Below are 20337 nucleotides of genomic sequence, written 5' to 3' on the forward strand. Positions count from 1 at the left end.
GATCCCGGGCTGCTCCTGACCAAGGGACATGCGGCACGGAGAAGAGCTCCTCTGCCGGCTTCAGAGAAACATTGGACAGAAGGTATTCGGACATGGGACGCGCAAAGAAATTCTTCCAGAAAGTGGGCAGCTTCGTCACCGATCAGTTCGTGACGACCCAGCATGGCAACGACGGCAACAACACCATCGACGGCCACAACCTCGTGCTCAACAAGCTTTACGGCGAGGGGGGCGACGACAAGCTTTCGGCCTTCGGGGCCCGCAACGAACTCTACGGCGGGACGGGCAACGACACGCTGCGCGCAACCGGCGCGAGCAACAAGCTGGATGGCGGCGATGGGGACGACCTGATGATGGGTCTGGGCCTGCGCAACAGCATGAACGGCGGCGCCGGCGACGACGTGATGCAGGGCTACGGCGCCTGGAACGACATGGACGGCGGCGAGGGCAATGATCACCTGATCGGTCTGGGTGCCTATAACCGCATGAAGGGCGGCGCGGGCGACGACCGGATCGAGGGGATCGGCGCCTACAACGACATGGACGGCGGCGAGGGCAACGACCAGCTGTTCGGCCTTGGCGCCTACAACCGGATGAACGGCGGCGAGGGCGACGACGTGCTGACCGGGCTTGGCGCCTACAACGCGATGGATGCTGGCGCCGGAAACGACCACCTGTTCGGCCTCGGCGCCTACAACCGGATGAACGCAGGCGAGGGCAACGACACGATCGAGGCCATCGGTGCGGTCAACGAGGTCGACGCCGGGGCGGGCGACGACGTGATTGTCGCGCTCGGCGGCGTCAACGTGCTGAACGGCGGTACGGGCAATGACATCATCACCGCTGTCGGCGGGGTGAACACCATCAGCGCGGGCGAGGGCAACGATATGCTGCTGGCGCTCGGTCAGGCCAACTTCATCGACGGGGATGATGGCAACGACATGATGATCGGGGTCGGGGGCCTGAACTCGATCAATGGCAACGCGGGCGATGACATCCTGGTCAGCGTCGGTGGCGGCAACGTGCTGGACGGCGGCGAGGGCAACGACCTGTTGATCGGCGTCGGGCTGGCCTCGAGCCAGCAGGGCGGCGAGGGCGATGACATTCTCATCGGCGTCAGCGTCGGGAACCTGCAGGAAGGGGGTGACGGCGACGATCTGATCTTTGCCGCTGGCGAAGGCAATTTCCAATTCGGCGACGCGGGCAACGACATCATGGTCGCTCTGGCCCTGCAAGGCGGCAGTTCGCAACACGGCGGCGAGGGCGACGACATGCTCTTTGCGCGGAGCAACTTCAACGTCCAGCACGGGGACGACGGGAACGACCTGATGGTGGCCTCCGGTACGCTCGGGAACCTCCAGTTCGGCGATGCCGGAAACGACAAGATGTTCGCGGCCAGCACGCTCAACGTGCAGCACGGCGGCGCGGGCGACGACCTGATGGCGGCCTACGGCACCCAGCTGAACGTCCAGATCGGCGACGAGGGCAACGACACCCTGATCTCGGTCAGCAACCGGAACGTGCAGCTCGCCGGGGCCGATGACGACATGCTGATCGCCTATGGCAACACCAACATCCAGCATGGCGGCTCGGGCGACGATATCATCCTGTCCCACGGCAGCCACAACCTGCAGATGGGCGCGGCGGGCGCGGACGTGATGATCGGCTCGGGGGCCGCGAACCTCCAGTTCGGCGGCACGCTGGCCGACCTGTCGATCCCGTTCGAGGCCGCGGGCGAGACCTTCGAGCTGCCCGACATCGACGTGGTCGGGATGTTCAACGACCATGTCACCCATGTGGAGGCAGACAACGCCTCCAACATCCTCGTCGGCGGCGGACACACCAACCTTCAGGTCGGCGGCGCGGGCGACGACTTCGGCATCGGTCTGGGCAAGTTCAACATCCAGATGTTCGGCGACGGGGACGACGTGGCCGTGGCTGGCGGCGAGAAGACGCTCCAGCTGGGCGGTGAGGGCAGCGATGTGATGATCTCGGCCCAGCACGCCAAGAAGGAGGGCGGCTCGGTCCAGCACGGCGGCGCGGATGGCGACGTGATGATCACCTACCTCGACATGGTCGGTGCCGACAGCGCGCCCAAGGGCTTCCAGTTCGGGGATGACGGCGACGACGTCATGGCGATGATCTCGACCGATTTCCGCTATGGCGACTTCAGCGGCGTCAAGGATGCCGGCAGCTTCGGCGATGCGGTCTTCGTCGACGGGGCCACCTTCCAGATCGGCGGCGGCGGCGATGACGTGATGATCAGCGCGGTTGCCGACATTGCGATCCGCAGCGGCGGCGAGGGCGACGACACCTTCGTCAACCTTCTCGAAGGCGGCTTTGCCTCGGGCGGCGATGGCAGCGACCTGATGGTCAGCGGCTGGATCCCCACCTCGCTCTACACCGGCGGCGACGATGGCGACGTGATGATGGACTTCGCCTCGTGGATGCGGATCGCCTTCGGCGCGTCGGGCGACCTGGCGGACAAGGCGACCGGCGAGGTCGAGACCCTGACCGCGATCATCGGCGGCGACTTCGCGCAGGCCGACCTCTTCGGCTATGACCTCGACGGCATCAACGCGGTGCTGGGCAAGATCGGCGATGTCGCGGCCTTCGTCGAGGGCTTCAACCCGCTCGGCATGATCTCCGAGCTTGCGACGCAGTTCGTCACGACCTTCGTCCTGCCGACCGGCAACACCTTCATCGGTGGCGAGGGCGACGATGTCTTCGGCATCGCCAGCGAGATCACCACGGCAATCGGCGGCGCGGGCGACGACACCTATGTCGTCCATCTCGACGCGGTGACGGATGTCTCGCTCTCCGACGCAGGCGAGCTGGCCGAGGTCGCCGATGTGGCGCGCAGGGCGCTCGACAGGCTCGACGAGATCGAGAGCGGCCAGACCTCCGGCCTTTCCGTCGCAGGCGGCCGGGACGTGGCCGACCTGCGCGGCGCGGATATCCGGACCGGGGACCTGACCTTCCAGCGCATCGGCTCCGACCTCATGGTCACCATCGCCACGGCGATCGGGATCAAGACGCTGACCTTCGCGGCCATGGATGATGCGGAAGGCCGGGTCGAGCTGCTGCAGTTCGGCGCGGAAACCAGCACCCGGATCGACCTGGGCGCGGCCTTCGACGCGGGCCTCTTCGGCGAGGGTGAGACGGATGAGGCGGGCCTGCCGCTGGATACCCCTGTCACCTTCGACGCCAGCTTTGCCCCCTTCACCACCGAAGGCGCCGAGATCGTGACCGAGGACGGCAGCGCGCTGGAGACCTTCCTCGAGGCCCGGACCGATGACATCGTCGCGGGGTTCGAGGCGGTCAAGGAGGGCTTCGAGGCCTTCATCGAACAGGGCGCCGAGGCCATCGCCCGTGTCCTCGGCGTCGAGATCGCCGAAACGCCCGACCTGCCCGAAGAGGCGCCCGAGATCACCGACGAGCAGCAGGCGCTGATCGACGAGAACCGGGACCGGACTCCCGAGGCCGAGATCGGCACCGTCGAGGCGACCTTCGAAACCGGTGACGTCATCGACCTGGAAACCCTCGGCGATGTCGCGGCCTTCGTCAGCAGCGCGCAGGGCGTGGTCGCCCATGACACCAAGACGCTGGCGCTCTCCGATGGCAACGTCCTTGTGCTCTACGGGGTCGAGGACGAGGGCGGCAAGGGCGCCGTCCAGGGCCAGCTTCTGAACCAGAACGGTGAGCCGGTGTCACAGGTGATCGACTTCGTCACGAGCGGGGCCGACATGGCCAGCTGGGACGCCCGGGTCATCGACGGCAACCGGCTCGCGATCCTGGCCGACAATGGGACCATGGAGGAACAGGGCTTCATCTTCACCTCGGGGGGCGAGGTCTACCGCACCGGCACCCTGTCGACCTCGCTGAACTTCAAGGCGAACATGGTCGGTGCCACGGCGACCAACGGCAACACCGCCTTCGTCTCCAATGCCGAGGGCATGGGCGTGGCCAACGGGCGCTACACGCTCCAGGTGAACGGGCCGAATGGCGAGAGCCTCCTGACCACCTCCCCGGGCCACGGCAAGCGCCACAACTCCGACGCCAATATCGTCGGCCTCGCCACCGGCGGGTTCGCGATGGTCCATACCGAGAACTATTACGGCGACAAGGACCTGATCCTCAGCATCCTCGACGCGAACGGGAATGCCGTGCACGATTACCTGCGCATTGCCGATGCGAAGAACGACGTCAGCAACGTACATACCGACGCGCAACTGGCTGCGCTGGACGACGGCAGCTTCCTGATCATCTACACCGATGGCGACGCGACCCCCGGCCTGCGCGGCCTGCGGGTCAGCGACGAGGGACAGGTGATCTCTGACAGCCACCACTTCACCACGAAGGTCGCCGGGGCGACGGCGCCGAACGGCAGCTTCCTGATCCAGTCGGGCGCGGTCGACGATGTCTCGGCCACGACGCTCGCCGATGGCCGCGTCGCGATCTCCTGGGTCGAGGAGGACGGCACGGTCCGGACCACCATCAAGACCTTCGAGCTGGATTTCGAGGGCGGCGACGGGGACGAGATCTTCGAGGGCGGCGTCTCGGACGACGTGGCCGATGGCGGTGCGGGGGCGGATGCGCTCTTTGGCTCGGCCGGCGAGGACACCCTCGACGGCGGCGAGGGGGATGACCTGCTGAACGGTGGTTCGGGCGATGATGTCCTGAACGGCGGCGCGGGCGCGGACCTTCTGATCGGCGCCTCTGGCGACGACATCATGACCGGCGGCACCGGGGCGGATACCTTCGTCTTCTCGACCTCGGACGGTGCGGCCTTCGGTCAGGATACCATCGCCGACTTCGACGTCTTCGAGGACGTGATCGACCTTCTCGGCCTGAACAGCGTCGCCAGCATCGCGGATCTCGACATCCGTCAGGAGGGTGCGGATGCGGTTGTCGCCATCGGAGAGGACAGCATCACCCTGCAGGGCGTCGATGCCGGGACGCTCGGCTCGGGCAACTTCGCCACCGCCGACAACACCGTGGGTGAACGCGGCACCGTCGAGCTGACCCATGACGCGGTGACGGTCGAATTGCTGGGCGACTACGACAATCCGGTGGTCGTGGCCTTCGTCAAGACGGCCAACGGTCTGGAAATGGTGGAAACCCGGGTCGACAACGTGACCGGCTCCAGCTTCGACATCCGCCTGCAGGAGACCGAGGGCTCGGACGGCATCCACAAGGTCGAAACGGTCAGCTACATGGTCGTCGAGGCCGGTCGCCACGAATTGGCGAACGGCGCGGTGATCGAGGCCGGGCTGGTCGAGACCGACCGCGTCTACCAGAGCACCCTGAACCAGGGCATGACGGACGTGGCCTTCGAGGGTGCACTCTCGGGCGCCGACACTCGGATCTTCGCGACGCTCAACACGATGAACGACGCGGAATTCGCCACCGCCCGCATCCACAAGGTGACGGCGGAGGGCTTCCGGCTCTCAATGGCGGAACGTGAGGCGGACACGAGCGGCCACGGTATCGAAACGATCGGCTACGTGGCCTTCCAGAACGGCGACTTCGGCGATTTTGCCACCGGTGCGGTCCAGCTGAACCACCAGAAGCTCCAGCTGACCGATGCCGTCGCGGATGAGTTCGACTTCGCCCAGATCACGCAGATCGGCGGCAACGACCCGGCGGTGATCCGGCAGGATTTCGACGCCGGCCAAATCTACCTGCAGGAAGAGCAGACCTACGATGCCGAGGTCGAGCATCTCTATGACACGGCCTCGTTCATCGACTTCCAGAACGACGATGGCCTGTTCCTGATCTGAGCGGGTCAGAGACCGACGTGCGGCCGGGCGGTCCTCCGCCCGGCCGTATCGTGTGAGGAAGCGATCTTCACAGGGAACCTATGACGGCGCAGGGGCGCTTCCGATTGATTGCCTTGTGACCCCGGTACCCGGTGGCGTCCCAAGGACAGCGGCCCGCGAGGCGACCTGCCGGGCCTTGCCCGCGCGCCGCCTCTGTACGCGACGCGCTCCCGGGTTGCCGCAATGGGCCGATCGCAGGGGCTCAGCCCCCGTGGCGGGCGTAGAGGTCGAGCGGCGTGCCCGGGAACCGGTACAATCCCCCCGCCGTGGTCTCGTGCTGCTGGAAGCCATGGCGGTTGTAGAACGCCTCCAGCTCGGCCTTGCTGAGGCCCTCGTCCCCGAACGGATCATGGTAGAGGGCGATCCCGCAATCCACCGCATCCGCAGCATCGACCAGCCGGCGCAGCAGATGTCTGCTCCTGCAAAGTTGTTGCAGACTCTACACTACGGTGAGGAATTTCGCGGGGGGCAGGTCAGAGGGCCGAAAATCCCGTCGAGCATGTCTCGTGAAGCGAAGCCGTCCCGCCAAGAGAACATTCGACAAATGCCATTGACGGCGCAGGCTTCCTTTCACTGAGAAGCTCAGAAGAAGAGCTTAGCTCTCCTTCACTACCATGAGCCCTGCGGCCGTTGAGGCGTCTGATCCGCAGGCCGTGGCATCGCCACCACAGCAATCCTGCAACAGGAAGCGGACCAGCAAGTCCACGGAGGCGAAATTCGGCGCGTAGAGGATTTCCTTCTGGCGCCGTGTCGCCGTCACGAGCTCTGCCCTCTTGAGAATGCCCAAGTGCCCCGAGAGGGTCGAGGGCTTGACGGCAAGTCGGCGCGCGATCTCCAGCGCAGGCACGCCCTCTGGTCCTTCGCGAACCAGCAGTCGGAATACCGCGAGGCGGGTTTCGTGGGCAAGCGCCGAAAAGGCGTCAATGGCGTCTTCCTGCTTCATTATTCGTCAATGCCCGAAATGACGAAGCTTGACAAGCGGCAGGCGTGTCCGTACCCCGATAGTCAATTCGGAAGTTTCCGAAATGAGGGCTGGGATGATCGCGACGCCGATAGCAACTGACGTGGATTTCGATGCGCCGGGCAAGCAGCAGGGATACCTGCGTGTCCCGCATTCTGTGCATCGCTCGGCCTATGGCTGGCTGCCGGTGCCGATCACGGTGCTCCGCAACGGGGACGGGCTGACGCTGGTCCTCACGGCCGGGTGTCACGGAGACGAATACGAAGGTCAGATCGCCGTGGCGGAGCTTGCCCGCGAGTTGCGGCCCGAGGATGTCCGTGGCCGTTTGATCCTGCTGCCGATGCTCAACTTTCCCGCCGCCGAGGCGGGCACACGGGTCTCGCCGCTCGATGAGGGCAATCTCAATCGTCTGTTTCCGGGGGACCCAAAGGGCAGCCCCAGTGAGATCATCGCGCATTGGCACGAGGAGGTGCTGATGCCGATGGCCGACTATGCGGTCGATCTGCATTCCGGAGGCTCATCGCTGCTCTATCCCACGACGCTGCTGCGCGGGCCGGCGCATAGCCCGGAGGAGGCCGAGGCGCTGGCGCAGCTGCAGGAGGCCTTCGATCTGCCCTATGCCTGGGTCTTCACCTCCGGCGGCGGGCGCGGCAGCACGGCAAGGACTGCCATGGGCGCCGCGAACCGCAAGGGTGTCGTCAACGTCATGGCAGAACTGGGCGGCGCTGGCATGGTGACACCTGATGTGCTGGCGCGCACGCGGCGGGGCCTTCGGCGCATCCTGCACAGCCTTGGGATGCTTCCGGGATACACAAAGGATGCGGCGCGGGGGACGCGTGAGCTCAATGTGCTGGGCTCGATCTACGCCTATGAGCCGGGCCTCTTCGAGCCGCTGAAAGACATCGGCGTGTCAGTCGCCGTAGGAGAGACGATCGCCCATATTCATCACCCAGAGACGCCGGGCCGGATGCCCACCGAGGTGGTCTCTCCTTTCACGGGGCTGGTCCTTTGCCTGCGGGCCATGGCGCAGGTACGACGGGGTGACGCGCTCTATCAGATCGCCAAGGAAGCGACGCCTGCATGAAGGTGCCTTTTGCACTTGATGATGTCCGCCGCGCTGCTCAGGGAGGACCCGCGGGATGTATGATTTCGACGCAGAGATCGACCGCCGCGCCGTGCCAGCGCTGAAGACTCATCGCATCGTGCTGGGTGAGGATGGCGCAGACCTCTTCCCTGGCGGTGTCGCCGACATGGATTTCCCTGCCGCGCCCTGCGTGCAGCGGGCCATCGCCGAGCGTGCGGTGCATGGCATCTTTGGTTACGAGGCGGTCCCCGACGGTCTGATGCCCGCGCTGACCGGATGGCTCGCGCGCAGGCACGGCTGGCATGTCGATCCCGCCCATATTCTGCGAGCACCGAATGTACTCAATGCGCTGTCGATGGCTGTGAACGCCTTCACCGATCCCGGTGACGGCATCCTGATCCAGCCGCCGGTCTTTTTCGATTTCGCCGACATCATCCGCGAAAACGGCAGGCGGATTGTTGAAAACCCGCTGCTGCTGCAAGGCGGGCGCTACGAGATGGATTTCGATGGTCTCGAAGACGCCGCGCGTGATCCGGGCACGAAGCTGCTGCTTCTGTGCAACCCGCACAACCCGGTGGGACGTGTCTGGACCCGTGCCGAGCTGACCCGGCTGGGCGACATATGCCGCAGACACGGCGTGCTGGTCGTCTCCGACGAAATCCATGCCGACATCACTTTGCCGGGGCATGGCTACACGCCTTTCGCCTCCCTGTCCGAAGCGGATGCCGTGAACAGCGTCACCTGCCTGTCGCCCGCCAAGAGCTTCAATCTCGCCGCCTGTTGCTCGGCCTTCACCGTGGTGCCCGACGAGGCGCGTCGCCGTGTGCTGCAGGCCGCCAATTCGGCGCTGACGGTCAACAAGAACAATGCCTTCGCCAATGTCGCCATGGAGGCAGCGTGGCGCGAAGGAGATGGCTGGCTGGATGCGGCGCTGACCTATCTCGCGGACAACCTCGCGCTGGTGCGCAGCGCGCTTGCGGGCAGCCCGGTCAAGCTCATCGAGCCCGAGGGCACCTTCCTGCTCTGGCTCGACTTCCGGGCGCTGGGGCTTTCGCCCGAGGCGTTGCACCTGTGGCTGCGACGGGAGGCTGGCTGGGCGATCACCCGCGGCGTCTCCTTCGGGCCGCAGGGCGCGGGCTTTGGCCGCCTGAACATCGCCTGCCCAAGGTCCAAACTGTCACGGGCGCTGGAAAACCTGCGCCGCGCGCTGGCGCAGCGCGACATATCGACCAAAGAGAGCTGAGACATGACCGACACCGCAGCCCCCGCCCATGAACCGTTGGGTCGTTTCGAACGCCTGCTGACCCTTTGGGTGGCGCTGGCCATGGTGGCGGGTATCGTCATCGGGCTGCTCGCGCCGGGGCTGGTGCAGGCCATTGCCGCCGCCGAGATCGCCTCAATCAACCTCGTCGTCGCGGTGCTGATCTGGGCGATGGTCTATCCGATGATGGTGGGTGTGGACTTCGGCGCGGTTGCCGGGGTCGCGCGCCAGCCCAAGGGGCTGCTGGTGACGCTGGTGGTCAACTGGCTGATCAAGCCCTTCACCATGGCGCTGCTGGCGGTGCTGTTCTTCGAGCATGTCTTCGCGCCGTGGATCGCCCCCGGGGATGCCGCGCAATATATCGCCGGGCTGATCCTGCTGGGGGCGGCGCCCTGTACGGCGATGGTCTTCGTCTGGTCGCAACTGACGCGCGGCGACGCGACCTACACGCTGGTGCAGGTCTCGGTGAACGATCTGGTCATGGTGGTGGCCTTCGCGCCCATCGTCGCCTTCCTGCTTGGCGTGACCGAGATCGCCGTGCCGTGGAGCACGCTGGTGCTGGCCACCGTGCTCTATGTGGTGCTGCCCTTGCTGGCCGGTCTGGTGACGCGGCGGATGCTGGGCGGGCAGGAGGCGATCGATGCCTTCACCGCGCAGATCAAGCCGCTGTCGATGATCGGTCTGATCGCCACGGTCGCCATCCTCTTTGGCCTGCAGGGCGAGGTGATCCTTGCCAAGCCGCTGGTGATCGCGCTCATCGCCGTGCCGATCCTGATCCAGAGCTACGGCATCTTCGCGCTGGCCTATGGCGCGGCCTATGCGCTGAAGGTGCCGCACCGCATCGCCGCGCCCTGCGCGATGATCGGCACCTCGAACTTCTTCGAACTAGCGGTGGCCGTGGCCATCAGCCTCTTCGGCCTCAACTCCGGCGCGGCACTTGCCACCGTGGTCGGCGTGCTGGTCGAAGTGCCGGTGATGCTGTCGCTGGTGGCATTCGCCAACCGCACCCGCGCGCGTTTCCCGAGCGCGCAATGACGATGACCAAGGAACCAGACATGGCCGAGACGCCCAACATCTCCGAAGAGTGCTTCCGCCCGGTCGATCCGGCGGCGCTGTTCCCGGCAACGCGCAGCACGCATAAGCCGCGCATCCTCATCCTCTATGGCTCACTGCGCGAGCGCAGCTTCTCACGCTTTGCGGCAGAGGAGGCTGGGCGGCTGCTGGAGGCGTTCGGCGCCGAGGTGCGCATCTTCGATCCGCGTGATCTGCCGCAGACCGACACCACCGGGCCGGATCACCCCAAGGTGGCCGAACTGCGCGATCTGGTCACGTGGTGCGAAGGCATGGTCTGGTCCTCGCCCGAGCGGCACGGCTCGATGACCTCGATCATGAAGGCGCAGATCGACTGGATTCCGCTTTCGCTCGGCTCGGTGCGGCCGACGCAGGGCAAGACGCTGGCGGTGATGCAGGTCTGCGGCGGCTCGCAGTCGTTCAACACCGTCAACCAGTTGCGCATCCTCGGGCGCTGGATGCGGCTGCTGACCATTCCGAACCAATCATCGGTCGCCAAGGCATGGGACGAGTTCGACGAGGCGGGGCGGATGAAGCCCTCGCCCTATTACGACCGCATCGTCGACGTGATGGAGGAACTGGTGAAATTCACCCTGCTGACCCGCGACATCAAGGAGCACCTCGTCGATCGCTATTCGGAGCGGGTGGAGAGCCATGCCGATCTGTCGGCGCGGGTGAACCAATCCAAGGCTGCCTCGGAATGACCCGTTAGATCAGGCGCGCATGCCCATGACACATCCGCAGGGCGGGGCTCTCCGCGGTCGTCATGTGGCCTCGTGGGTGACGATCCCGTCGCAGATGGTCAGCGTCGCACGGACCATGTGGCCGCCCGGGGAGGTGAGGCTCTCCAGTTCGCCCTCCAGCAACACCATATCCGCCAGCATGCCCGGTGCAATCCGGCCCAGGCGGTCTTCATCGAAGGCCGCGTATGCGCCCTGCAGGGTATAGGCCTCGAGGCATTCGTCCAGGGTCAGGCGCGGGTCGGGAAGGCCTTCGGCCCAGGGCCGGCGCGTCAGGGCGCAGTGTATCGCGTGGAGCGGGTCGAGAGGCGAGATCGGCCAGTCGGTGGCGAAGCATATCGGCACGCCGGCGTCGCGGATGGCACGCCAGTTGAACGCCCAAGGCCAGTTCTCGCGGCCCATGAGCGTCACCGTGGGTTCCAGCGGCAGGCCGGCGCTGCCCGGCGGATGGACCGGCTGCATGGAGGCGATGACGCGCAGGTCCCGCAGGCGGAGGATGTCGTCAGGGTGGATATTGTCGATATGCTCGATGCGGTGGCGGCTGTCGCGGGGCCCATTGGCTTGCGCGGCCGCTTCGTAACCGTCGAGCACATGACGCACGGCACCGTTGCCGACGGCGTGGACCGAGATTTGCAGACCTGCCGCGTCGGCCTCTGTGCAAAGGCGTGCGAAGAGGTCGGGCGGCACGATCGGCTCGCCTCTGAAGCCGGGGCGGTCCGGGTAGTCCTCGAGCTTGAGGGCGGTCCAGCTGTCGAACACGCCGTCCATGAACATCTTCACGCGCCCGCAGGAGACCTTCTCGGTCGCGAAATCGCGGGTCATCTCCACGGCCTTGGCAATCGGATCCCCCTCCGCGTCGATCGGGATGCGGTAGGGCACCTCGATCCGGCAGGGCAGGGTGCCGCGCCGCTCCATCTCGGCCAGCAATTCAAGCTGGTAGCGGTTGCCGTCCATGTTGATCAACTTGGTGATGCCGTGGCGGGCGCAATACTCCATCCCGGCCAGCAGGCAGGCGATGTCGGCCTCGCGCTCGGCCTCGGTCAGCGGCCCCGGCTCCAACCCGGACATGCCGAGGGTGTCGCGGGTGCCGCCGGACTTCAGCGCCATCAGAAGGTCCATCGCCCCCGCCTCGCGCAGCTCGCCGGTGGCGGTACCGTCCGCGCCCATGACGACCTCGGATGCGGGTCCCACATCGCGGCCGTGGAGCAGTCCTGCTTTCTCCATCGCGACGGTATTGGCCCAGCCCGTGTGGTAGTCGCAGGCGATCATATAGAACGGCCGGTCGGGGATCACGGCGTCGAGGTCGTGGCGGGAGATGCGGACATCATCGCCCAGCATCGTGTAATTGGCACCGAAGGCGACCAGCAGGTCCGCCTCGGGGTGTGCGGCGGCGAAGGTCCGCACCGCCTCGCGCAGCGCCTCCGCCCCGAAGATCGCTGCGACGTTGAGCTGGCCCAGAGAAACGCCGCCGGGAAACAGGTGCAGGTGGCTTTCGTAGAAACCGGGCATCAACGTGCCCCCCCGCGCATCGATCACTCGGGTCGCGGGCATGGCGAGGGCCATGACCTCGGTGTTGGTCCCCACGGCGAGGATGCGGTTGCCGGCCACCGCCACCGCCTCTGCGGTCGGGGCATCGGATACCATGGTGCGGACCGCCGCGTTGTACAGGATCAGGTCGATCTCAGGCGGCATGCATCTGGTCCTTGCGGGCGGCCAGAATGGCGCGGGCGGCGCGTTCGCCGATCATCATCGAGGGCGCGTTGGTGTTGCCGCCGATCAGGGTCGGCATGACCGAGGCATCGGCAACCCGCAGGTTGGCGATCCCCCGCACGCGCAGCCCCTCGGGGTCGACCACGGCCATGGGATCGCTGCCCATCTTGCAGGTCCCGACAGGGTGGTAGACCGTCAGCGCCTCGGCGCGGAGGTAGGCGAGGATCTCATCGTCGGTCTGCACGGCCTCGCCCGGCAGCATCTCCTTGCCCCGGATCGCGTCAAAGGGCGCAGCGGCAAAGATGTCGCGGGCAATCTTGATGCCCTCGATCAGCACCTTCGCGTCCTGTTCGTCGGTGAAGAACCGGTGGTCGATCTCGAAGCCGGTCTCACCCCCCTTCGGTCGCAACTCGCCAACAGAGCCGGGGCGCAGGACGCAGGTGTGGATCGCATAGCCGTGGCCATATTCGACCAGCCGCCCGCGATGGCTGCGGTAGCCGGGGACGAAGTGGAACTGGATATCCGGGCGCGCGTCCGCGTATTTCGTCCGCGCAAAGCCGCCCGCCTCGACGTAGTTCGTCGTCAGCATCCCGCGACGTGCGCCTACATAGCGGAAGGGCGCGGCGATCATGGCGGGCAGGTTCGGAGCCGAGAGGCCGAGCGTCTTGGTCGAGGAGGAACGTGTCGTGATCATCCCGTCGATATGGTCGCGCAGGTTCTGGCCGACGCCGGGCAAATCATGGGTGACCGCGCGCCCGGCCTCTTTCAGGGCCGCACCCGGGCCGATGCCGCTGGCCAGCAGCAGCGCAGGGGAGCCGATGGCCCCCGCGCTCAGCACCACTTCGCCCCGGCAGGTCAGTGTCTCCTCCGTTCCGTCACGGCGGATGACAACGCCGGTGACGCGGCCGCCTTCGACCACCAGACGACGGCTTTCGGCCCCGGTCAGGATCGACAGGTTCGCGCGGCCCCGGATCTGTTCGACATAGGCGCGGTACGCGCTGAACCTGCTGCCCTTGTCCTGCGTGACGTCGTAGATGCCGACGCCCTCCTGCTCCGGCCCGTTGAAATCGCTGTTTTCCGTCATCCCGCGCGTCTTGGCGGCTTCGACGAAGATCCGGCTGACAGGGTTCGGATCGCGCGGGGTGTCGACCAGCAATTCTCCGTCGGTGCCGTGATAGGCCGGGTCCTGACCGAGCAGGTTGCGCTCAAGGTCGCGGAAAACCGGCAGCACGTCATCGTAGCCCCAGCCGGTGCAGCCGAGCGCGGCCCAGTCGTCATAATCGCCCGCATGGCCGCGGATATAGATCATCGAGTTGATTGCCGACGAACCGCCGAGGGCCTTGCCCCGGTTCACCGGGAGCTCGCGGTTGTTCAGTTCGGGCTGCGGCACGCCCGTGAATCCGTAGTCGTACTGCGGATCGCCATAGAGCGAGAGGATACCTGCGGGCACCTTCACGCGCAGCCCGTCCGACGTGCCGCCGGCCTCGATCAGGGCGACGCGAACCGCCGGATCGGCGCTGAGCCGGTTGGCAAGGACGCAGCCGGCCGACCCCGCGCCGACGATGATGTAGTCGAATTCGGACATGGAAACCTCTTCAAAAGGGACAGGCCAATGGGAGAGGGCCCGTGTGCGCGCCCTCTCCCCCTGCAAGGCTTACTGGAGCAGCTGGGTCCAGACCTTGGTCACCAGATCCTGTGCCGCGGGCGAGCAGGCCTTGGAGAACTCCACGGGGACGGTCGGGAAGAGTTCCGGCGCGTTCTCGGGGGTGTATTCCGCTTTCTCGAGGTCCAGTTCGACCGGCGAGGAGTGGGCGTAGTAGTTGTACTGGATCGTCGCGTTCTCAGGCTCGGACATGAAGTTCATGAAGAGCTTTGCGTTTTCGACATTGGCCGCGCCCGCAGGCACCACCATGGAGTCGAGCCAGCCGACGAGGCCTTCTTTCGGCATCGCGAATTCGATCGGCGCGCCGTCGTTCTTGCGGGTCCGCAGGGAATTTCCGTCCCACCAGAAATGGGCCCCGACCTCGCCCGAACCGATCCGGTTTTCGATGTTGTCCGAGGCATAGACCGCCACGTCCGGCTTCTGTGCAGCGAGCAGGTCGTAGACCTTCTTCATCTCGGTCGGGTCTTCCGAGCAGAACTCCACGCCGAGGTAGAGCTGTGCCGCGCCCACCACCTCGTCCGGGTAGTTCAGGCTGGCGATCTTGCCCTTCAGCGCGTCGGGGGCCTCGAAGTAGGTGGCCCAGCTGTCGACCGGCCCGTCGTAGACGTCACGGTTCACGGTGAAGCCTGCGGTGCCGTATGCGATGGGGATCGAGTAGTCGTTCTCGGGGTCCCACCACTGGCCGCGCCATTTTTCGTCCACCTGGCCATAGGCGGCGAGGTCATGGGCCGAGATATCCTCGAGCAGGCCCTCGTCGATCAGGATCTTCACGAAGTGCTGCGACGGGGTCGCGAGGTCGTAACCCGAAGCGCCGGCCTGCAGTTTGGTCAGCAGGTCCTCGTTCGAGTTGTAGCCGTCGACGGTGACATCCACGTCATACGCCGCCGAGAACTTCTCGATCAGCTCCGGCGCGATACTGTCGGACCAGACGTAGACGTTCAGCTTGCCTTCGGCCTGAGCGGCCCCGGCCAGAGCCAGCATGGCGGCGGTGGTGAGTAGGGTCTTTTTCATTGGTCTCTCCTGTTGGTGTTTGGTCACGAAGGTCAGTCGTCGATCATCGACCCGCCTCCGCGGCTCTGGATGAAGAGCGCGAGGGCGGCGACAAGAAGCGAGACGAGGATGATGATGGTCGAGATCGCGTTCAGCTCGGGCGTGGTGCCCTGCTTGATCAAGCCGAAGATGTAGACGGGCAGGGTGGTCGCACCGCCGGAGTTCAACATGTTCGACGTGATGAAATCGTCCATTGAGATGACGAAGGCGAGCATCGCACCGGCGAAGACACCCGGCGCAATCAGCGGCAGGGTGACACGCTGGAATGTCGTCCATTTTCCGGCGTAGAGGTCGGCAGAGGCTTCCTCGAAATCCATCTCCATACCCTGAAGACGGGCGCGGATCGGCAGGAAGGCGAAGGGCGTGCAGAACGTCGTGTGGGCGACGACGAGCTTCAGGAAGCCGTTGGAGAAGCCGATCTGGCTGAACAGGATCAGCACGGCCACCGACAGCACGATCTCGGGCAGGATCAGCGGCAGGTTGATGATCGTCTCTGACAGGCGCCTGAACTTCACGCCCTTTGCCCGGACCAGCACCAGCGCCGCCATCAGCGCGATGGCGGTCGCGGCTATGGTCGCAATGGCGGCGACCGAGAGCGAGGTCTTTACCGCGTTCATGAGGTTCTGGTTCTGCAGCGCCGCCGCGTACCATTTCAGCGAAAAGCCGGACCAGACCGAGACCAGGCGGTTCTCGTTGAACGAATAGATGATCACCACGAGGATCGGCAGGTAGAGCCAGAGAAAGAAGAGGGCCGCGAAGGGGCCGAGGCCACGGTAGCGGCGGACATCGGTTCTGTTGGCCATCAGGTCATCTCCTCCATCGCGCGGCGGGTGGCGCGCAGGCCGTTGAGCAGCAGGAAGACCATGACGAGGACCATCAGCAGGATCGCGATGGCCGCGCCGAAGGGCCAGTTGCGGGCGCCGCCGAACTGCATCTGGATCAGGTTGCCCATCATCATGATCTTGCCGCCGCCCAGCAGGATCGGTTCCAGCACGGCCCCAAGGCAGGGCACGAAGACGAGGATCGCGCCGGCTGCCAGACCCGGCCAGCAGAGCGGGAGGATGACGCGGCGCAGGGTCACCGCGCGGGAGCCGTGAAGGTCGTGGGAGGCTTCGATCAGCGCCGGGTCCAGTTTCTCGATCGAGGCGAAGACCGGCAGGATCATCAGGGGGATGTAGGAATAGACCATCCCCACCAGCATCGCGCCGCTGTTGAAGAGCAAGGTGTCGATGTCGGTGACGAGGCCGGTGAGCTTGAGCGCCTTTTCGATCACGCCCTCGTTGCCGAGGATGATGAGCCAAGCATAGACCCGGACGATCATCGAGACCCAGAACGGCAAAGTGACCATGAAGAGCAGGATCACCCGCGCGGTTCTGCCCTGCAGGGTGATCCAGTAGGCCACCGGGAAGGCGAGCGCCATGCAGATCAGGGTGGTCAGCGCGGCGAGGATCACCGTGCGGCCGATGATCAAGAGGTACTGCGGATTGAACTCGAGCTCGCCGGTCCAGCCCTCATTGAAGAGAATTTGGCGGTAGGCCTCGGTGGAAAAGGAGAATTCGAACCCGCCATAGGCGCCCCGCGTGGCGAAGCTGACGGCGACGATGATCAGGATCGGCACGATCAGCGTCAGCGCCATCATGACGTGGGCGGGCAAGAGCCCCCAGAAGCGGAAGTCCTTCATTGGCCGAGCACGCGGGTCGCCGCCGGACTGAAGCCCAGCTTGACGGTCGCGCCTTCGGCCAGTGTCGGCGTATCGCTCAGGTCGTTGCGGCGCGAGACGCGGATATCCGCGTCCCCCACGCGCACGACGTAGTGGGTGAAGCCGCCGAGATAGTTGGTCGAGGTGATCGTTCCGCTCAGGATCTGGCCCGAGGCCTGGTCGTCGAGGCCGATCTTCTCGGGCCGCAGCGACAGGGTCGCCTGCTTTTGGCCGGGGCGGACGTGCTTCTGCGTGGCGGTCAGCTCCATCCCCATCGGGGTGCGGACCTTCGCTTGATCCCCTTCGACCGACAGAACATCGACGTCGAAGAAGTTCGTCTCGCCGATGAAATTGGCCACGAAACGGTTGGCGGGGTTCTCGTAGACCTCGCGGGGGCTGCCGATCTGCTGGATGCGCCCGTCGCCCAGAACGCAGATGCGGTCGGACATGTCGAGCGCCTCCTCCTGGTCGTGGGTGACGAAGACGAAGGTCAGCCCGGTCTGGCGCTGCAGCGCGCGCAGTTCCTCGCGCATGGCCTGGCGCAGTTTCAGGTCAAGGGCCGAGAGGGGTTCGTCCAGCAGCAGGACCTCGGGTTCCGGGGCCAGCGCCCGGGCCAGCGCCACCCGCTGCCGCTGCCCGCCCGAAAGTTGCTGCGGCCTGCGGCGCGCGAATTTAGACATGTGGACGAGGTCCAGCATCTCGGCCACGCGGGCGCGGACCTTGTCCTTCGGCCAGCGCAGGTTCTCAAGCCCGTAGGCGACGTTCTGTTCCAGCGTCATGTGCGGAAAGAGCGCGTAGCTCTGGAACACCGTGTTCACCCGCCGCTTGTGCGGCGGTAGCGACTGGATGTCGGACCCGTGGAGGACGATCTGGCCCGTCGTCGGTTCCTCGAACCCGGCGATCATTCGCAGGAGCGTGGTCTTGCCGCAGCCCGAGGGGCCGAGCAGGGTGAAGAATTCATTGTCGTAGATATCCAGCGACACGGTTTCGAGCGCCTGGAAAGTGCCGAAGGTCTTCGACACCTGCCTGATTTCCACTGCCTTCTTGCGCGATTCCACTTCAGTCCCTTTCCTTTTCGGGCCGGTCCCCGCCCCGATACCTCGTGTCAGTCCAGCGCCAGTTCGGTGATCTCGCGGCGGAAGGGCAGGGCGTCTCCGATGTCCTCTCCGTCGAGCTCCCGCGCGAAGCGGTGCCCGGCGTAGGTGGCCCATGCGATCGGGCCAGGGGCGTTGGCGTCCCCGATCAACCGGATCGTCTTGATCCCCGCATCGGCCCAATCCGCCTGCCGTGCCTTCAGCGCCTCGTAGATGGCGTCGTTGCCCTGGCGCGAGGCGACCATGACAACCGCGTCGCAATCGTGGCTGCGCGTGGTATCGGTGTAGACACAGTTCGACACGACATGGCCTGCGTTGATCTGCGCCACGCCCCGGTTCAGCACGATGTCGACACCCATCTGGGCCAGACGGCGGTGGACGGTCGCCTGTTCCAGCGTGTTGTTCGTCCAGTCCGAGACGAAGGCCGACGGGGTGATCAGGGTGACTGTGCAGCCCTCCTTCACCAGCAGCTCGGCCAGCACGCCGCCCATGTAGTAATGATCGTCGTCATAGAGGACGACATGGCCTGAGGGACGTTGGCCGGACATGATGTCATCCGGAGTGAAGAGCGGCATTGCCGCATTGATCGCCATCGGCACGACGTGTTGGCGCGCGACGCCGTCCCGCCGCCATGTGGCGCCGGTGGCGATGGCGACGTTCTCGAACCCGAATTCCAAGATATCCTCGGCGGAAAGCCGGCTGTCGAAATAGGTCTCGACATTGGTTTTCTGGCTGAGCTGGTACTTGCGGTAATCCGCGACCCGGCCCCATGCCGAAAGCCCCGGCAGCTTGCTTTCTCGCGCGACCCGGCCCCCAAGCTCGGTCCCGGCCTCGGCCAGGGCGACATCATAACCGCGTTCGGCCAGCGCACGGGCGGCTTCCAGACCGGCGGGGCCCGACCCCACCACCAGCACGTTGGAACTCGGGCCCTTTTGGTTCATCCGCTCCGGGTGCCAGCCCTTGCGCCATTCTTCCATGAAGGTCGGATTCTGGGTGCACCGCGAGATCGACATGGTCATGTCGCCAGTGATGCAGATGTTGCAGCCGATGCATTCGCGGATGTCCTCGATCCGGCCTTCTTCCACCTTCTTCGGCAGGAACGGGTCGGCGATCGAGGGCCGCGCGCAGCCGATGAAGTCGAGCGTGCCGGAGCGGATCATCTTCGCCATCACGTCGGGCGAGGTGAAGCGACCGACGCCCACGACGGGTTTGTCGGAAAGCTCCTTGATCCCGCGCACGAGTTGCTCCTGCGCGGCTTCCTCCTTGAAGCGGGAGGGGCCCGAGCAATCCTCCCAGGTGCCCTGCGCGAGATCCCAAAGGTCGGGCAGATCGCGGTTCATCTCGATGAAATCGCGGACCTCGGCGTTGGAGAATCCCAACTCGCCGATCGTCTCGTCGAGGCTGACGCGAAGGGTCAGGGCCATGGTCTCGCCGACCGCCTCGCGCATGTCCTCGATCACCTCGCGGGCAAAGCGCGAGCGGTTCTCGAGCGAGCCGCCATATTCGTCCGAGCGCTGGTTGGTCGCGCGAGACAGGAAGTGCTGGAAGATGCCGAAGCCATGTGCGCCGTAAAGGCAGATCAGGTCGAACCCGGCCATCTGCGACCGCTTCGCAGCGTTTACGAACCAGCGACGCAGATCGCGGATGTCCTGCTTGTCGAGCGCGCGCGCCTGAACAGGATCGTTGGTGAAGGTCCGGATCGGCAGCGCGGAGGGCGCCAGCGGCACCTCTTTGGTGTAGAGGTTCGGGCCGTTGATCCCGGAATAGGCCAGCTGGATACCGGCAAGCGCGCCGTGTTCCTTCATCTTGCCCGCCATCTTGGCGAGCTGCGGGATGTCCTTGTCTTCCCACAGGCGCAGTTCGATGAACGGCGTGATCTCTGACGTGTGGTGCATCTCGCACTGCTCGGTGAAGATGACGCCCCATCCGCCTTCGGACTTGATGCCGCGCATGGCCGCCGCCGCCGAGGGATCGCGATAGCCGCCGCCGTTGCAATGCGGCACCTGATAGAACCGGTTCTTCGCGGTGAGGGGACCGATCTGCATCGGCTCGAAGAGGATGTCGTAGCGCGGATCACGCAATTGGCTGGTTCCCTTGCTCTGGTCGGACCTTGCGCGCTCCGGTGAACTGGAGCGCACCGAGACAAGATCCCCGAGCAGGGGCTTCGGGTAAATTAAGCTTT

Annotated in this window: 14 protein-coding genes; 5 read left to right on the forward strand and 9 right to left on the reverse strand. The window is 65.5% G+C overall.

Features of this window, described 5'->3' with window-relative positions; translation table 11 throughout:
* Positions 1-92 precede the first annotated feature (92 nt).
* Positions 93-5783, forward strand: coding sequence for a calcium-binding protein (locus LCM32_RS09940; protein WP_224820890.1), 5691 nt, complete (start codon positions 93-95; stop codon positions 5781-5783).
* A gap of 241 nt (positions 5784-6024) precedes the next feature.
* Here the strand turns inward: LCM32_RS09940 and LCM32_RS09945 are convergent, their stop codons facing one another.
* Together LCM32_RS09945 and LCM32_RS09950 are read right to left on the reverse strand one after the other, a co-directional pair.
* On the reverse strand, positions 6025-6198 hold the full coding sequence (locus LCM32_RS09945) for a hypothetical protein (RefSeq protein ID WP_224820891.1): 174 nt from the start codon (positions 6196-6198) through the stop codon (positions 6025-6027).
* A 219-nt stretch (positions 6199-6417) separates the two neighbouring features.
* A complete protein-coding gene (locus tag LCM32_RS09950) occupies positions 6418-6765 on the reverse strand; it encodes an ArsR/SmtB family transcription factor (RefSeq protein ID WP_224820892.1) in 348 nt (115 codons plus the stop codon).
* Between the two features lie 94 nt (positions 6766-6859).
* Between LCM32_RS09950 and LCM32_RS09955 the strand changes: the two genes are divergently transcribed.
* Genes LCM32_RS09955 through arsH form a run of 4 tightly spaced genes read left to right on the forward strand, consistent with a single transcriptional unit; the run spans position 6860 to position 10903 of the window.
* A complete protein-coding gene (locus tag LCM32_RS09955) occupies positions 6860-7867 on the forward strand; it encodes a succinylglutamate desuccinylase/aspartoacylase family protein (RefSeq protein ID WP_224820893.1) in 1008 nt (335 codons plus the stop codon).
* Between the two features lie 55 nt (positions 7868-7922).
* On the forward strand, positions 7923-9110 hold the full coding sequence (locus tag LCM32_RS09960) for a MalY/PatB family protein (protein ID WP_224820894.1): 1188 nt from the start codon (positions 7923-7925) through the stop codon (positions 9108-9110).
* Between the two features lie 3 nt (positions 9111-9113).
* Positions 9114-10163 carry an ACR3 family arsenite efflux transporter gene (gene arsB / locus LCM32_RS09965; RefSeq protein ID WP_224820895.1) on the forward strand — a complete coding sequence of 350 codons (1050 nt, stop codon included), beginning with the start codon at positions 9114-9116 and terminating at the stop codon, positions 10161-10163.
* A 2-nt stretch (positions 10164-10165) separates the two neighbouring features.
* The gene (gene arsH, locus LCM32_RS09970) at positions 10166-10903 is read left to right on the forward strand and encodes an arsenical resistance protein ArsH (protein WP_412070674.1); all 738 of its coding nucleotides are present in this window, start codon (positions 10166-10168) and stop codon (positions 10901-10903) included.
* A gap of 60 nt (positions 10904-10963) precedes the next feature.
* Here arsH and LCM32_RS09975 read toward each other — a convergent pair whose 3' ends face one another.
* The 7 genes from LCM32_RS09975 to LCM32_RS10005 form a co-directional block, all read right to left on the reverse strand.
* Entirely contained in the window at positions 10964-12631 is a 1668-nt protein-coding gene (locus LCM32_RS09975) for an amidohydrolase (protein ID WP_224820896.1), read from the reverse strand.
* Positions 12621-14234: a GMC family oxidoreductase gene (locus LCM32_RS09980; RefSeq protein ID WP_224820897.1), complete on the reverse strand. Its 1614-nt coding sequence runs from the start codon at positions 14232-14234 to the stop codon at positions 12621-12623. The genes LCM32_RS09975 and LCM32_RS09980 overlap by 11 nt, the downstream gene beginning before the upstream one ends.
* A 69-nt stretch (positions 14235-14303) precedes the next feature.
* Positions 14304-15323 carry an extracellular solute-binding protein gene (locus LCM32_RS09985; protein WP_224820898.1) on the reverse strand — a complete coding sequence of 340 codons (1020 nt, stop codon included), beginning with the start codon at positions 15321-15323 and terminating at the stop codon, positions 14304-14306.
* 32 nt (positions 15324-15355) lie between these two features.
* Positions 15356-16165 carry an ABC transporter permease gene (locus LCM32_RS09990; protein ID WP_224820899.1) on the reverse strand — a complete coding sequence of 270 codons (810 nt, stop codon included), beginning with the start codon at positions 16163-16165 and terminating at the stop codon, positions 15356-15358.
* A complete protein-coding gene (locus LCM32_RS09995; protein ID WP_224820900.1) occupies positions 16165-17043 on the reverse strand; it encodes an ABC transporter permease in 879 nt (292 codons plus the stop codon). Before LCM32_RS09995 ends, LCM32_RS09990 begins: the two co-directional genes overlap by 1 nt.
* Positions 17040-18083, reverse strand: coding sequence for an ABC transporter ATP-binding protein (locus tag LCM32_RS10000; protein WP_412070675.1), 1044 nt, complete (start codon positions 18081-18083; stop codon positions 17040-17042). The genes LCM32_RS09995 and LCM32_RS10000 overlap by 4 nt, the downstream gene beginning before the upstream one ends.
* Before the next feature lie 83 nt (positions 18084-18166).
* On the reverse strand, positions 18167-20236 hold the full coding sequence (locus LCM32_RS10005) for an FAD-dependent oxidoreductase (protein WP_224820902.1): 2070 nt from the start codon (positions 20234-20236) through the stop codon (positions 18167-18169).
* Positions 20237-20337: the final 101 nt, after the last annotated feature.

This window comes from Pseudooceanicola nanhaiensis, assembly GCF_020171315.1.
Classification (GTDB): domain Bacteria; phylum Pseudomonadota; class Alphaproteobacteria; order Rhodobacterales; family Rhodobacteraceae; genus Pseudooceanicola; species Pseudooceanicola nanhaiensis_A.